The following is a 15167-nucleotide window of genomic DNA, read 5'->3' as shown; positions in this document are numbered from 1 at the left end:
GAATCTCCAGATCGGGTAACATGTTGGCGGTGAAGCGCAATTGCGCCAACCGGCGGGACGGATCGCGGCGCAGATTGACGCATTCCGGGCGGAAGGGAAACCCGGCCGGGCCCGTGCCGAGGATCTTCGCAGGCTGGCCCTTGCGCTCAGAAAAACCTTCCTGTAGATACCGAACCGTAACGTACGGTACTGATCCTTGAGCGCCATTTCCGAGACATCGAGCGAAGGACTGACGGCCCGGCAGCAGGCCGTGCTGGATGCTGTCCTTAGCCTGATGGTCGAGAGGGGCGAGCACCTGACCATGACGGCTGTCGCCCGGCGTGCGAGCTGCTCGAAGGAAACCCTCTACAAGTGGTTCGGCGATCGTGACGGCCTGCTGACCGCGACCGTGCAGTGGCAGGCCTCGAAGGTGCGCGCCGGCAATTATGATCGCCAGAAACTCGATGCCCTGACGCTGCGCGAAAGTCTGACGCGTTTTGCGACGAACTGGCTCAATGTGATCACCAGCGACACCTCGATTGCACTGAACCGGATTGCTATCAGCCAGGCCGGATCGAAGGCCGGCAATCTCGGCGGGATCGTGCTGGCAAACGGACGTGTCGCCATCGGCGAACGCCTGAAGCCGGTTCTCGACGCAGGCCGCGAGGCGGGGCTCCTGGCTTTCGATGATACGGAGACCGCCTTTCGCACATTCCTCGGCCTTGTCGGGCGCGATGTGCAGATCAGGCTGCTGCTGGGTGATGCGCTCGTGCTGAGCCCAGCGGAGAACGAGCGCGATGCAGCGCGCGCGACCGATCAATTCCTCACTCTGTACGGCGCGGTTGAAGCCGCTCCGGGCAAAGAAAAACCCTAACGCGAGACCAAGGAGCAACCTATGCGCGTTTATTACGACCGCGATGCGGACATCAATCTGATCAAGGGCAAGAAGGTCTGCATCGTCGGCTACGGCTCGCAGGGCCATGCCCACGCGCTCAACCTGCGCGATTCCGGCGTGAAGGACGTGATCATCGCCCTGAAGGCCGGCTCGGCCACCCGCAAGAAGGCCGAAGAAGCCGGTTTCAAGGTCATGACCCCGGCCGAGGCCGCCAAGACCGCCGACATCATGATGATGCTCACCCCTGACGAGCTGCAGGGCGACATCTATCGCGACGAACTGCATGGCAACATGAAGGAAGGCGCGGCACTGCTCTTCGCGCACGGCCTCAACGTGCATTTCAACCTGATCGAGCCGCGCAAGGACCTCGACGTGCTGATGGTCGCGCCGAAGGGCCCCGGCCACACCGTGCGCTCGGAGTATCAGCGCGGCGGCGGCGTGCCGACCCTGATCGCGATCCACCAGGACGCCACCGGCAACGCCCACGATCTCGGCCTGTCCTACGCTTCGGCCAATGGCGGCGGTCGCGCCGGCATCATCGAGACCACCTTCAAGGAAGAGTGCGAGACCGACCTCTTCGGCGAGCAGGYCGTGCTCTGCGGCGGCCTGGTCGAGCTGATCAAGGCTGGCTACGAGACCCTGACCGAGGCCGGCTATGCACCCGAGATGGCCTATTTCGAGTGCCTGCATGAAGTGAAGCTGATCGTCGACCTCATCTATGAGGGCGGCATTGCCAACATGAACTATTCGATCTCGAACACCGCCGAGTTCGGCGAGTATGTCACCGGCCCGCGCATCATCACCGCCGAGACCAAGGCCGAGATGAAGCGCGTGCTGACCGACATCCAGTCGGGCAAGTTCACCCGCGACTGGATGCTCGAGAACAAGGTCAACCAGACCTCGTTCAAGGCCACCCGCGCCCGCATGGCCGCGCACCCGATCGAGGAAGTCGGCGCCAAGCTGCGCGACATGATGCCCTGGATCAAGGCCAAGGCGCTGGTCGACAAGACCAAGAACTGATCGGGCTCAGGCTCTGACCCACGGACTTGGCGAGCCGGTGCAATACCGCTCGCCAAGCGCCTGAGAGGGTTAACAAATCATTGATTCCGAGAGGGCGGATGCAGTAATGTGTCCGCCCTCTCGCCTTTCCGGGCGTGGAACCGGTTCCAGTCCGATGCGTTCGTCGAGGCAGTCGTACGTGGAGGCGGCCATGAGGACGATGAACCTGAACAGTGTCATTGACAGTCCTATCTGTGCGCGGGCCTTGCTTGCAGTGTCGCTCGTGATCGTATTCGCCGCGGTGTTCGGACTTTTCGGATACTGAAGGGCGTTTGCGTCAGGCGGCAGGATTTGGCGAAGAACCCGGTACCATCGAAAACGGAAAAGGCCTCCGGCGTTTTGCGCCGGAGGCCTTTCTCCTCGCAGGGATAGCGGGGGTCAGAAGGTGATCTTGTCCTTGATGTCGGACTCGACATTCGAGGGCAGGACGCTGCGCTTCACGAGATCATTGAAGTCTTTGAACTTCGCCTTGGAGCGCTCCTCGATGATTTTCTTGGAGCGCGCTTCGCCGATGCCCTTGAGACTGTCGAGTTCGGCGGCGGTCGCGGTGTTGATGTTGATCTTCTTGACCTGAGCGGCGGCTGCGGGCTGTGCAGGCTTGGCGGCTGTGCCAGCGGCGGGCACTGCGGGCGTCGTGACTGGGGCCGGGGCACGTGCGGGGGCGCTCGGCTGCGTGGCGGGCTGTTGTGCGAAGGCGAAGCCGGCGGTCAGCGCGAGGGCGACGATCGGCGAGATGATGCGCGAAAGGCTCATGGTTGGACTCCATAGTCCTGCCCCGGGAGGGTAGCATCGGACAGGCGCCGGGTCGCCCGCCTCGACAACGCCGGCAGCCTGGAGCCGTTCGGCGTGCCGCGTCAGATCCGCACTGGTGAGTGGCGATATCGCGACGCAACGCCGTCAATTCGCGCCTTCTGGCCTGAACCCGCCCTGAATGCGCCGTTCAGTGTTCGGACGGTTTTCGGGATCAGCGCGTGACGAACTCGGCCAGCCGTCCGGCACCATAGAGCAGGCCAAAGCCCCATGCGAAAGACGCGGCCCAGTTGGCGAGCTGGAACGGCAGGAACGGCATCTTCACGATGCCGGCGACGATGGCGATGACCGCCCGCAGCGGCCCGAAGAAGTGGCCAATGAGAATGCTGAAGATGCCCCATTTCTCGAAGAAGGCATGTCCCTTCTCGAGCAGTTCAGGGTTCTTCTTGAGCGGCCAGCTTTCTCCGATGCGCGGGCCGAGCACGAGGCCGGCCCAATAGGAGATCCAGAAGCCGCACCCCGCGCCGAGCGAGGCCGCGAAAGCCAGCGGAACCAGGTCGAGACCGGAGGCTCCCGCCGCCGCGCCGAAGGCGGTGAAGAACACCGTGGCGGGTACGAGCCAGGACAGCACCGCCACACATTCGGCGAAGGCCACCAGAAAGACGATCGGGATCGCCCATTGCTGGTTGGTGCGCATGAACTCGACGAGTCCCTGCATCAGGCTTTCGAGTTGGTGCATGACGGGCGAGATCTTTCAGGCCAAGGCGCTGGCTTATCGCTGTCTCGGGCCGTGGATGCAACAGCTGCGCGCTGCGGCGAATCTGCCGGGCAAGACCAAGGTTGGGTTGCCTTCCGGAGGCGATCACCTAGAGTTTCGCCAAACGAACGCGATATTCGGCCAGGGCGCTTGGCGCAGCAGGCCGTTGGGGAACGCTTTATGGAGCTTCAAGACCGCCTGCACGCTGGTGCGGGCTCTGCTGGCGTGCCCGGGGCGGATACCGCGCCGGCTGTCAATCTCAGCGGCATCGACATCACCTTCCAGCTTGCAGGCGGGCATCGCTACAAGGCGGTGACCGGCATCGATCTCACCGTCTCGGCCGGGGAGTTTGTTTCGGTCGTGGGGCCGACCGGCTGTGGAAAGTCGACCTTGCTCAATGCTGCGGCCGGGCTGCTGACCCCGTCTGCCGGCAAGGTCGGGATATTCGGTAAGCCGCTCTCGGGGCTGAATGTGCGCGCGGGCTATCTCTTCCAGCAGGACGCGCTGATGCCGTGGAAGACGGCGCTGCAGAATGTCGCCGTGGCGCTGGAGCCGATGGGTGTACCGGCTGCGGAGGCTGATGCGCGTGCGCGAGACTGGCTTGGCCGTGTCGGTCTGCGCGCTTTCGTCGATCGATATCCGCATATGCTCTCGGGTGGTCAGCGCAAGCGCGTCAGCCTCGCGCAGATGCTGATCCGCAATCCCGAGATTTTGCTGATGGACGAGCCGTTCGGACCGCTCGATGCGCAGACCCGGCAGATCATGGGCAACCTGCTGCTGGATCTCTGGTCGAAGGATCGAAAGGCGTTGATCTTCGTCACCCATGATCTCGAGGAGGCGATCGCGCTCTCCGACCGCGTCGTGGTGATGTCGGCGGGGCCGGCCGCCGGAATCGTCGCCGATTACAGGGTCACCCTGCCGCGCCCGCGCGACATCGCAGAGATCCGGCTGGAAAAGGCCTTCCACGAGATCCATCGCGACATCTGGTCGTCGCTGCGCATCGAGGTGCAGAAGGCTTACGCCATGGGCGAAGGCAAGGAACTGGTGCAGGGAGACGCCTCGTGAACCGCCTGACGCTCCTTGCACTGCAGATTCTCGTCGCGATCGTGTTCCTGCTGATCTGGCACGTCTTCACCGTCTATCCGCTGCTCGGCGACACCAAGACGATCCAGTTCTTCTTCTCGACGCCGCTGCAGGTCCTCGGCCGAACCTGGACCCAGCTGACGGGCGGCGACATCTATTTCCATCTCGGCATCACGCTGACCGAGACCGTGCTCGCCTTCGTCATCGGCTCGGCTGCAGGCATCTTCTTCGGCTTCACCTTCGCGCGCCGGCAACTGATGGCGGCGGTGTTCGACCCCTATATCAAGGCGGCCAATGCGCTGCCGCGCGTGGTGCTGGCGCCGATCTTCGCGCTCTGGTTCGGCCTCGGCATCTGGTCGAAGGTGGCGCTCGGCTTCACGCTGGTCTTCTTCATCGTCTTCTTCAACGTCTACCAGGGTGTCCGCGAGGTCTCACCGACCGTGCTCGCCAATGCCCGCATGCTCGGCATGAACGAGCGCCAGCTCTTCCGCCATGTCTACTGGCCGTCGGCCCTGACCTGGATGTTCTCCTCTCTGCACACCTCTGTCGGCTTTGCGCTGGTCGGTGCGGTCGTCGGCGAATATCTCGGTTCGTCGGCCGGCCTCGGCTACAAGATCCATGAGGCTGAGAGCGTCTTCGACGTCACCGGCGTGTTCTCCGGCATGCTGATCCTGGCGCTCTTCGTCATCGTGATCGATTCGCTTGTCACTTTCGTCGAGAAGCGCCTGTTGGTCTGGCGACCCGGACAGAGCGCGACCACGACGACTTAGATCATCAGACCGGATATCGTATCCAGTCTAATGATCTCTTCATCTGTATTTGCGTCGGCCTTCCCGAAAACCGCAATCCACTTTTCGGGCCGATGCTTTAGGGCGGCGCGGGCGGTTCACCCCGCACTTGCTGTCTCGGGGCGCTGCTGACGAGCCTTGAGCCCGACAGCGGCGCTGTTTTCGATCAGGGTCAGGAAGGCTGTTGCGACCGGGCGAAGCGTCTCGGCCGGCAGCGATACGGCCTGCAAGGTGCGTCGGAGGTTCGGGCGAAGGGGGATCGCGACGACGCCGCGGCTGTCGTCGAGGGCAAGCTCGGGCATGATCGTCAGGCCGAGCCCTTCACGCACCATGCTGAGCAGGGTCGCGTTGTCGCGCACGAGGCAGGCGATTTCGGGATGGCTGGCCGCTGCTGCCAGGAGTTCCTGGATGAGCGTTTCGCAGCCCCCTCCCGAGAGCAGCATGCGTTGCCCGTCCAGGGCAGTGAGTGGGAGCGAGGCCCGGGATGCAAGCTCGTGGTCGGCGGGAACAACGACGAGGTAGTCGTCGGAATAGACCGGGCGGGCTGCCAGTTCGGGATGGGTGCGGCTGGTGATGCCGATCTCGACCACCCCGGCCTGGATCCAGGCGGTGACCTCCGGATCCGTCCCTTCGTACAAGCTCACGGTAATGCCGGGATGCTCGGTGCGCAGGCGCCGCAGCCATGCGGGCAGCAGCCGGATGGCTGCGCTCTGGACGACGCCGATCCGCAAGGTGCCGCTCAATTTGCCGGCAAGTCCGCTGCACGTGCCGAGCCTTTCGACGGCCGCGAGTACCGCACGCGTCTCGGCAAGGGCCGCTTCGCCGGCTGCCGTCAGCGCCAATCCATCGCGGCCGCGCAGCAGCAACGCGGCGTCCAACGCCCGTTCCAGTCCCGCGACTGCCTGGCTCACGGCTGACTGCGACAGGCAGAGGCGGTCGGCTGCGACCGTGAAGCCGCCATGTTCGACGACGCCGGCGAAACAACGCAGCTGCACCAGAGTGACATTAGGTGGCATGATCGAGGGGTATTCCGAGGATTAATTGGACTGATCTTATCCACGTCCTTAACCCGGCCACCGCAACGCACTCAAGGCCAGGGATGGGGCTCGATGACCGCCGTATCAGACAGATTGACCGTGGGCCTGGCCCAGATCGCTCCGGTCTGGCTCGATCGCGATGCCACCCTGGGGAAGGTGGCCAACTGGATCGCGCGCGCCGCCGCGGCAGGGTGCGGCTTCGTCGCGTTCGGGGAGGCGCTGGTGCCGGGTTATCCCTTCTGGATCGAACATACCGACGGGGCGCGCTTTGAATCGTCGCTGCAGAAGGAGATTCACGCGCATTATCTGGATCAGGCCGTTCAGATCGAGGCCGGCCATCTGGCTGCGGTCTGCGCTGCGGCGCAGCGCGGCGGCATCGCGGTCATGCTCGGCATCATCGAGCGGCCGGCAGATCGCGGCGGGCACAGCGTCTATTGCTCGCGCGTGCATATCGGTGCGGATGGCATGATCGCGTCGGTGCATCGCAAGCTGATGCCGACCTATGAAGAGAGGCTGAGCTGGGCGCCGGGCGACGGACATGGTCTTCAGGTGCACCGTGTCGGGGCCTTCACGGTTGGCGGGCTGAACTGCTTCGAGAACTGGATGCCGCTGTCGCGAGCAGCGCTGTACGCGCAGGGTGAGAATCTGCATGTGGCGCTTTGGCCGGGGAACCTCCGCAACACGGTGGATACGACCTGCTTCCTGGCGCGCGAGGGACGCAGCTACGTACTGGCGGTCTCGGGACTGATGCGCAAGCAGGATGTGCCGGCCGGCAGTCCTGCTGCTGCCATGCTGGAAACCTGCCCCGAGATCCTCGCTGATGGCGGCTCCGGCATCGCCGGCCCGGACGGCAAATGGGTGATCGAGCCCGTGACGGGGCGCGAGGAGCTTCTCGTTGCGACGCTTGATCATCGCGAGGTCAGGCGCGAGCGCCAGAATTTCGATCAGGCCGGACACTATGCCCGCCCGGATGTGACACGCCTCGTCGTCAACCGGACCCGGCAGGGCGTTGCGTCCTTCCGGGACGAGGGGACGCTGTAGCGACGCGGGCTCACTGGCGTTCGCCTGGGGGGACTCAGACGAAAGTTGCGCTCCGGGCCTCGGGCTGATCGGGGAGGCGAGGTTGCCCGTGCCGGGCAATCTCGCCTATCGTCGGGGCCGACTGCGCCAGTTCAGAAGCGCAAACCGATCCCATCAGGAGGAAATTCGATGAGCTTCACCCGTCGCGGCGCGCTGGCCGCGCTCGCCTTGTCCACCTCTCTCGGCTTCGTGCCGTTTGGCGCACAGGCCCAGACGGCCGAGAAGCCGAATGTCACGCTCGGCGTCGGCGGCAAGCAGCTGCTCTATTATCTTCCGCTGACGGTCGCGGAGAAGAAGGGCTTCTTCAAGGAGCAGGGGCTCGACGTCACGATCAACGATTTCGGCGGTGGCGCGAAGTCGTTGCAGGCCCTCGTCGGCGGCTCGGTCGATGTCGTGACCGGCGCCTATGAGCATACCATCCGGATGCAGGCCAAGGGCCAGGACATCCGCGCCGTGGTTGAGCTCGGGCGTTTCCCGGCGATCACCATCGCCGTGCGCAAGGAGCTTGCCGACAAGGTCAAGTCCGCGGCCGATTTCAAGGGCTTGAAGATCGGCGTCACCGCGCCCGGCTCCTCGACCTCGCTGACCGCGCAATATGCCATGGTCAAGGCCGGCTTGAAGGCGACCGACGCGCCGATCATCGGTGTCGGTGCCGGCGCCAGCGCCGTTGCCGCGATCAAGCAAGGCCAGGTCGACATCATCTCGCATCTCGATCCCGTGACCTCGAAGCTCGAAGCGGATGGCGATGTCGTGGCGCTGATCGACACCCGCACCGAGGCCGGTACCAAGGCGCTGTTCGGCGGCTCAAACCCTGCTGCCGTGCTCTATCTCAAGAATGATTTCGCCGAGAAGAACCCGGTCACGACGCAGAAACTCGTCAACGCGCTGGTCAAGTCCCTGAAATGGCTGGAGACGGCCAAGCCCGAGGATGTCGCCGATCTCGTCCCCGCCGAATACCATCTCGGCGACAAGCCGCTCTATCTGCGCGCCGTCAAGAATTCGCAGGAAAGCTATTCGCGCACCGGCATTTCCACACCAGATGCGATGAAGAGCATGTATGATTCGCTGAAACTGCTCGATCCTGAGCTTGCGACCTCGAATGTCGACCTGAGCAAGACCTTCATCGACAGCTTCGCGAAGAAGGCGGCTGCCGGATCGTAGTCTCTCGACTTCTTTCTGTAGGCCGGTCAAACTCGGCTCTTCCATTGGGAGAGCCGAGATGACCGAGCGCGCTGCGATCGAGACCTTGCTCCTGAGCGCCTATGAGGCGCGTGTGCAGGGGGATCTCGATGGAGTGATGGCCTTCTTCCATCCCGATTGCCGGTTCCATTTCATGGGAGCGGAGGATCTCGGACCCATGTGCAGCCCCCAGACGGGCTGTGCCGCGGTTCGGGAGCAGATGGCCGGGCTGATCGGCACGTTCGCCTTCTCGAAGTTCAGGACGCTGGGGCTGCTCGTCGAAGGCGCTCGCGCCTCGTTTCACTGGAGCGCCGATGTCACCCATGTGCCGACCGGTCGTACCCAGAGCTTCGAGGCGGTCGATCTGATCACCGTCGAGGACGGCAAGGTGCGAAGCCTGACGGAGTTCACCGATACGGCCAGCGTGATGCGTCTCGGCTCGGCCTGATCTGCGTTTGTCATCGCCTGCATCAACGCTTTCGATTTGCTCCCGGCGCGGCAACCGCTAGGTTCGCCGCGTCGTTTCGTTGAAGGCTTGTGCTGCGCGCCATGAACATCCTCTCGATCCAGTCCCATGTCGCTTTTGGCCATGTCGGCAACGCCTCCGCCGTTTTCCCGATGCAGCGACTCGGGGTCGAGGTCTGGCCGATCCACACCGTGCAGTTCTCGAATCATACGGGCTACGGGGACTGGAAGGGCCGGGTCTTCGATGGCGGCATGATCGACGAGGTGATGGAAGGCATTGCCGAACGTGGCGTGCTGCCGGGCTGCGACGGCGTGCTCTCCGGCTATATGGGATCGGCCGATATCGGCCACGCCATCCTGTCTGCCGTCGAACGGGTCCGCGCGGCCAATCCCAATGCGCTCTATTGCTGCGACCCGGTGATCGGCGATGTCGGGCGCGGCATTTTCGTGCGGCCAGGCATTCCCGAGTTCATGCGCGAACAGGCGGTGCCGGCTGCCGATATCGTCACGCCGAACCAATTCGAGCTCGAACTCCTGACCGATATCGAGGTGAAGACCATTGCTGACGCGCACCGCGCCGTCGAAACGCTGCGCGATGCCGGGCCGAAAGTCGTGCTGGTGACATCGCTGGTCACGGAAGAAACGCCAGCGGATGCGATCGACATGATAGCGGCGGACGCGAAAGGCGCCTTCCGGGTACGCACACCAAAGATCGATATCAGCGTCAATGGTGCGGGCGATGCGATCGCCGCACTCTTCTTTGTCCACTATATGCGCGAGGGATCGGCCGCCGCTGCCCTCAGCAAGGCCTCGTCCTCGATCTATGGCCTGCTGAAGCGGACGAAGGAGGCCGGCTCGCGCGAGATTCTGACGGTGGCCGCGCAGGATGAGTTCGTGACGCCTTCGCAGCTCTTCACGCCTCAAGCGATCTGAGCCGCAGGCTGAACGCGATGAAACTGCGCGTCGGCACCTTCAATGTCGAAAACCTGCTGACGCGCCACCGCTTCGAGAATGGCGGGCGCATCGACACCTCTGCGGCGATGTCGCTCTTTCATTTTCCGCGCGCCGATCAGCGCGATGCCGTCGAGCGCTCGCTCGCGGTGGCGCTTGAGGACGACAAGCGGCAGATGACGGCACTCGCCATCGCCGAGGCGCAGGCCGATATCTGGATGCTGCAGGAAGTGGACTCGCTCGCGAGCCTGCAGGCGTTCTTTGCCAATTACGTCCACCGTACCGCCGATCACCGCTACGGCCATTTCGCCCTGATCGACGGCAATGACAGGCGCGACATCGATATCGGCTTTGGCGCCCGGCGCGATCTGCTGGCGCCCCAGGCGGTCCGTGTCGTCTCGCACAAGGACCTCAGCTTCGGCCAGGCCGGCGCCTATGATCCTTTGCTCGCGCGGTTCGGCATCAGGCCGGGCGACAGGGTCTTTGCCCGCGATTGCCTCGCCGTCGAGCTGAGCTTCGGTGACCGTTCGCTGACGCTCTTCGGTTGCCATTTCAAGTCGATGAACAATGGCCGCGACGATGGCCGGCAGGAGACCCTGCCGATCCGGCGGGCGGAGGCCCTGGCCGTCAGGCACATCGTCAAGGCCTGGTTCGGGGCGTCTTGGCGCGAAGCCAACTGGATCGTGCTGGGTGATCTCAACGGTTATCGCCATGGCCTTGGCCCACTTGGCGAGCTGGTCGACGAAGGGGATAGCGGCATCGAGCCGTTGCTCGAGGATTTCGCTGTCGACCCGATCGTGCATCTGCCCCAGCATGAGCGCTGGACGCATTTCCGGCGCTACTGGTYGGAGGCCGAACAGCGGCTCATCGACAGCCATATGCCTCTGGACCATATTCTGCTGTCGCCGGCGCTGGCGGCTGCGAACCCCAATCCGGCCATGCAGATGATCCGGCGAGGTTTGCCCTATCGCGTGCCGCTCGATCCGCGCGAGCCCGATCGTTCGATGGCGCGGCTGGCGACCTGCAGCGACCGCTATCCGCGCGTCGGCTGGGACAGGCCGAAGGCGTCGGATCATTGCCCACTGACCATCGATCTGATCGTGCCTGCCACCAAGGGAGGGTTGCCGTGAAACGCCGCTTCGTCACGCTCGACGTCTTCACCCGGGCACGTCACGCCGGCAACCCTTTGGCGGTGGTGCTGGACTCGGAGGGACTCGACACCGAGGCGATGCAGGCGATCACGCGCGAATTCAACCTGTCCGAGACAGTCTTCGTCGCGCCGCCCGCCGAGCCCGGCAACCGTGCCGCCATTCGGATCTTCACGCCGGGACGGGAGCTGCCATTCGCCGGCCATCCCACGGTCGGCACCGCCGTCTTGCTTGCGTTGCGGGACGCCGAGGAGGGCAGGGCAAAGGACCGTCTGGTGCTGGAGGAGCGGATCGGCGCCGTTTCCTGCAACGTGTCGGTCGGGAATGGTCAGGGCATGGCCGTCTTCACCTTGCCGCGATTGCCCGAGCGGATCGGGGAAGCGGCGGCCGTGGCGGAGATTGCCAGCGTTCTCGGGCTCAATCCTGCCGAGATCGGCTTCGATGCCCATGAGCCAGGCCTATTCTCCGGTGGAGTCGGCTTTACGCTGGTCCCGGTGGCGAGCCTCGAGGCGATGGGCCGCGTCAAGCTCGACATGATGCGGTGGAATACGGTGATGAAGCCGGCCGAGCATCCCAACGCCTTCGTCTATTGCCGGCAGACCCGCGATGCGGGCCATCACTTCCATGCCCGCATGTTCGCGCCAGGGATGGGCATCGGCGAAGACCCCGCGACCGGTGGCGCAGCTGCCGCCTTCGCCGCCGCCGTGATGGCCTTCGATCGCCCGGCGATGGCGAGCACCGCCTCGTCATTGAGCAGGGGTACGAGATGGGGCGGCCGTCGCAGATCGACCTCACTCTGCGGGTCGAGCGCGGTGGACTCGTTTCGGCCAGCATTGGTGGCGAAGCTGTGCTGGTGAGCGAGGGCGTGCTGCTGTGAGCGGGACCGAATGATGAATGGCGTTGTCGACGGGACGATCGTTCCGCTTGCGCGGGTCGAGGCCGTGGTCGAGCCGCATGACTGGGTCTTCGCGCGGGAGAACCACACTGCCATTGCCGCGCATTGGGCCAGGATCAGCGCCGGCAAGCCGGCGATGTTCAATGGCCGGATCATGCTGCAGCATCGCGGCGCGATCGCGGATGGCGTGTTCAGCGCACGCTATTTCGAGACGGATTACGCCGCCTTCATGACCTGGCGCGATCTTGGCCATCCCGGCCCGGTGGTCCGCAACGGTTATGCGATGGCGGCCCTGAGGGCGGCGGATGGCGCCTTTCTCTGCGGCGTGATGGGCGACCACACCGCCAATGCGGGCAAAGTCTATTTCGCTGCCGGTACGCCGGATCGCGAAGATCTCAGGGACGACGGCACGCTCGACCTCGCCGGCAGCGTCACCCGGGAACTCTGCGAGGAGACCGGACTGACCTTGGACGAAATCGACGTCGATGAAAGCTGGACGGCGGTGATCCTGACGGGGCGCGTCGCCTTCATGCGGCCGGTGGCGCTGTCCTGGTCGGCCGAGGAGGCGCGCGAGATCATGCTGTCACGCATCAAGCAGCAGGCGGAGCCGGAACTCTCCGACATTGTGATTTTGCGCAATCTTGCCGAGAGCGACCATCTCGACATGCCGCCCTTCATGCGGCGCTATCTCGCCCATATCTACGCTCAAGACTGACCTTCCCCTGTTTTTTCCGGAACGGAACGAGATGACCGCGCCAGAAGCCTTGCCGCTACCCGCAGACAATCCCTTCGCCGCCGTCTGGGAGACACCCTTCGGCCTGCCACCCTTCGCGGTGATCAAGCCTGAACACATCACGCCGGCCTTCGAGGCGGCTCTGGCCAAGCACAAGTCGGAGATCGCGGCGATCTCCGACGATCCGGCAGTGCCTGAATTCGCCAACGTGATCGAGGCGCTGGAACGGTCGGGCCGCGCGCTCAGCCGCGTCGGCGGTGTCTTCTACAATCTCGCCGGAGCTGACACGAACGAAGCGCTGCAGGCGATCGAACGCGAGATGTCACCGGTCACCTCGCGGCACTGGTCGGCGATCATGATGGACCCGGCCCTGTTCGCCCGCGTCGATGCGGTCTTCGCGAAGCGCGAGAATCTGGGACTGGACGCCGAACAGAAGCGCCTGCTGGAGCGGACCTATCGCGGCTTCGTTCGCTCGGGTGCGCAACTTGGTCCCGAGGAAAAGAAACGCCTTGCCGCGATCAACGAGCGGCTGGCAGGGCTCGGCACGCAGTTCAGCCAGAACGTGCTCAAGGATGAGGCCTCCTATGCGCTTGTCCTCGATGACGAGGCCAAGCTCGCGGGCGTGCCGCCCTTCCTGCGGGCGGCGATGGCCCATGCCGCTGGCGACCGGGGCCATGACGGCAAGCACGCGGTTACACTTTCACGTTCGATCATCGAGCCCTTCCTGACTTTCTCCACCCGCCGCGAGCTCCGCGAGGAGGCCTTCGTGGCCTGGAGCAAGCGCGGCGAGAATGGCGGCGAGACGGATAACCGCGCCATCGTCTCGGAGATGGTGGCGTTGCGTGCCGAGAAGGCGAAGCTGCTCGGCTTCGAGACCTTCGCGCATTTCAAGCTCGACGATTCCATGGCCAAGACGCCGGAGAATGTCCGGGGGCTGCTCGAACTGGTCTGGAAGCCGGCCAAGGCGCGGGCTGCGAAGGAAGCGGCCGACCTTGCCCTGCTCGCGCAGGAGGAGGGCGAGAATGGCCCGATCCGACCGTGGGACTGGCGCCACTACGCCGAGAAGGTGCGCCAGAAGACCTATGCGCTCGATGAGGCGGTGCTGAAGCCTTATCTCCAGCTCGACCGCATCATCGCTGCGGCCTTCGACACCGCGGGCAAGCTCTTCGGCCTGACCTTCGAGGAGAAGCGCGATCTCGCGGGGTATCATCCCGATGTCCGCGTCTTCGAGGTCCGCGAGGCGGGCGGCCGGCATATCGGGCTCTTCCTCGGTGATTATTTCGCCCGCGCATCGAAACGTTCGGGCGCCTGGATGAGCGCCTATCGCGGCCAGCGCAAGCTCGGCGGCGAGGTTCGCCCGATCATCGTCAATGTCTGCAATTTCGCGAAGCCCGCGGCCGGCAAGCCGGCGCTGCTTTCGATCGACGATGCGCGCACCCTGTTCCACGAGTTCGGACACGCCCTGCATGGGCTGTTGTCCGATGTGACCTATGGCTCGCTCGCCGGCACCTCGGTCTCGCGCGATTTCGTCGAGTTGCCGTCCCAGCTCTACGAGCACTGGTTCCTGACGCGCGAGGTGATGCAGGCCTATTGCCTGCATGCCGAGACCGGCGAGCCGATCCCCGAGGGGCTGATCGACAAGATCAAGAAGGCGCAGACCTTCAACCAGGGCTTTGCGACGGTGGAATACACCTCCTCGGCGCTGGTCGACCTCGCCTTCCATTCGCTGAAGGATCCGGCAACGGTCGATCCGCTTGCCTTCGAGGCGGCAGAGCTGGAGCGTATCGGCATGCCGGCCGAGATCATCATGCGTCACCGCACGCCGCATTTCACCCATGTCTTCTCGGGCGACGGCTATTCGGCCGGCTATTACAGCTATCTCTGGTCCGAGGTGATGGATGCCGACGCCTTCAATGCCTTCATCGAGGCTGGAGACGTCTTCGCTGCCGATGTCGCCGCCAAGCTGAAGCGCTTCATCTATTCGGCGGGCGATACGCGTGATCCGGCAGAGGCCTACACGCTCTTCAGGGGCAGGCTGCCTACGCCCGATGCGCTGCTGGAGAAGCGAGGCCTGGCGGCGTAGGCGAGGCGCAGGCTCTCCTGCCACGGGGGCTCACGCGGGCCATCCGCGTCTTGAAACGCCGGGGCGAAGCGTGGAGTTTGGTCGGAAGTACAGGTGGTCGGGACAAGCCCGACCACGACGCGTGCTGCAGACTAGACTAGATGCCGTAATGGGCCGGCGCTTCGAATAGCCATTTTGGGTGGCTGTCCCTCAGAATGATGGTGTTGAAAACGAGGTCCGAGCGATCGGCCTCAAGCATCATGAGAGGAACAGCCGTGGAGCATTATGCTGGAATCGATGTCTCTC

The 15167-nt window shown here is 64.3% G+C and carries 14 protein-coding genes and 1 pseudogene; 12 read left to right on the top strand and 3 right to left on the bottom strand.

Annotated elements, in window-relative coordinates; all coding sequences use genetic code 11:
* Positions 1–196: 196 nt before the first annotated feature.
* On the top strand, positions 197–853 hold the full coding sequence (locus AC1D34_RS05490; protein ID WP_476823688.1) for a TetR/AcrR family transcriptional regulator C-terminal domain-containing protein: 657 nt from the start codon (positions 197–199) through the stop codon (positions 851–853).
* A 21-nt stretch (positions 854–874) separates the two neighbouring features.
* Positions 875–1894, top strand: coding sequence for a ketol-acid reductoisomerase (ilvC, locus tag AC1D34_RS05485; RefSeq protein ID WP_476823687.1), 1020 nt, complete (start codon positions 875–877; stop codon positions 1892–1894).
* Positions 1895–2311: 417 nt separating this feature from the next.
* On the opposite strand, the gene AC1D34_RS05480 is transcribed toward ilvC, so the two are convergent.
* Together AC1D34_RS05480 and AC1D34_RS05475 are read right to left on the bottom strand one after the other, a co-directional pair.
* Positions 2312–2686 carry a ComEA family DNA-binding protein gene (locus AC1D34_RS05480; RefSeq protein WP_441489250.1) on the bottom strand — a complete coding sequence of 125 codons (375 nt, stop codon included), beginning with the start codon at positions 2684–2686 and terminating at the stop codon, positions 2312–2314.
* A gap of 211 nt (positions 2687–2897) precedes the next feature.
* Positions 2898–3422 (bottom strand): DedA family protein, encoded by a 525-nt coding sequence (locus AC1D34_RS05475; RefSeq protein ID WP_476823686.1) that lies wholly within the window; start codon positions 3420–3422, stop codon positions 2898–2900.
* A 198-nt stretch (positions 3423–3620) separates the two neighbouring features.
* On the opposite strand from AC1D34_RS05475, the gene AC1D34_RS05470 reads away from it, so the two are divergent.
* Together AC1D34_RS05470 and AC1D34_RS05465 are read left to right on the top strand one after the other, a co-directional pair.
* Entirely contained in the window at positions 3621–4505 is an 885-nt protein-coding gene (locus AC1D34_RS05470; protein WP_476823685.1) for an ABC transporter ATP-binding protein, read from the top strand.
* A complete protein-coding gene (locus AC1D34_RS05465) occupies positions 4502–5293 on the top strand; it encodes an ABC transporter permease (RefSeq protein WP_476823684.1) in 792 nt (263 codons plus the stop codon). Before AC1D34_RS05470 ends, AC1D34_RS05465 begins: the two co-directional genes overlap by 4 nt.
* Positions 5294–5409: 116 nt before the next feature.
* Here AC1D34_RS05465 and AC1D34_RS05460 read toward each other — a convergent pair whose 3' ends face one another.
* Positions 5410–6327, bottom strand: a complete 918-nt coding sequence (locus AC1D34_RS05460) for a LysR family transcriptional regulator (RefSeq protein WP_476823683.1) — start codon at positions 6325–6327, stop codon at positions 5410–5412.
* A 93-nt stretch (positions 6328–6420) separates the two neighbouring features.
* On the opposite strand from AC1D34_RS05460, the gene AC1D34_RS05455 reads away from it, so the two are divergent.
* The 8 genes and pseudogenes from AC1D34_RS05455 (at position 6421) to AC1D34_RS05420 (ending at position 14882) form a co-directional block, all read left to right on the top strand.
* Entirely contained in the window at positions 6421–7389 is a 969-nt protein-coding gene (locus AC1D34_RS05455; protein ID WP_476769806.1) for a carbon-nitrogen hydrolase family protein, read from the top strand.
* Positions 7390–7557: 168 nt separating this feature from the next.
* Positions 7558–8589, top strand: a complete 1032-nt coding sequence (locus AC1D34_RS05450) for an ABC transporter substrate-binding protein (RefSeq protein WP_113513663.1) — start codon at positions 7558–7560, stop codon at positions 8587–8589.
* Between the two features lie 58 nt (positions 8590–8647).
* Positions 8648–9055 (top strand): nuclear transport factor 2 family protein, encoded by a 408-nt coding sequence (locus AC1D34_RS05445; RefSeq protein WP_476823682.1) that lies wholly within the window; start codon positions 8648–8650, stop codon positions 9053–9055.
* A gap of 101 nt (positions 9056–9156) precedes the next feature.
* Entirely contained in the window at positions 9157–10005 is an 849-nt protein-coding gene (gene pdxY / locus AC1D34_RS05440; RefSeq protein WP_476823681.1) for a pyridoxal kinase PdxY, read from the top strand.
* 17 nt (positions 10006–10022) lie between these two features.
* Positions 10023–11153 carry an endonuclease/exonuclease/phosphatase family protein gene (locus AC1D34_RS05435; protein WP_476823680.1) on the top strand — a complete coding sequence of 377 codons (1131 nt, stop codon included), beginning with the start codon at positions 10023–10025 and terminating at the stop codon, positions 11151–11153.
* A pseudogene (locus AC1D34_RS05430) lies at positions 11150–12048 on the top strand (PhzF family phenazine biosynthesis protein). Before AC1D34_RS05435 ends, AC1D34_RS05430 begins: the two are co-directional and overlap by 4 nt.
* A 13-nt stretch (positions 12049–12061) precedes the next feature.
* A complete protein-coding gene (locus AC1D34_RS05425; RefSeq protein ID WP_476823679.1) occupies positions 12062–12781 on the top strand; it encodes an NUDIX hydrolase in 720 nt (239 codons plus the stop codon).
* Between the two features lie 31 nt (positions 12782–12812).
* Positions 12813–14882 (top strand): M3 family metallopeptidase, encoded by a 2070-nt coding sequence (locus tag AC1D34_RS05420; protein WP_476823678.1) that lies wholly within the window; start codon positions 12813–12815, stop codon positions 14880–14882.
* Positions 14883–15167: the final 285 nt, after the last annotated feature.

Source organism: Allobosea sp. P1_A7, assembly GCF_056406775.1.
This window is presented reverse-complemented; position numbering and strand designations above follow the sequence as displayed.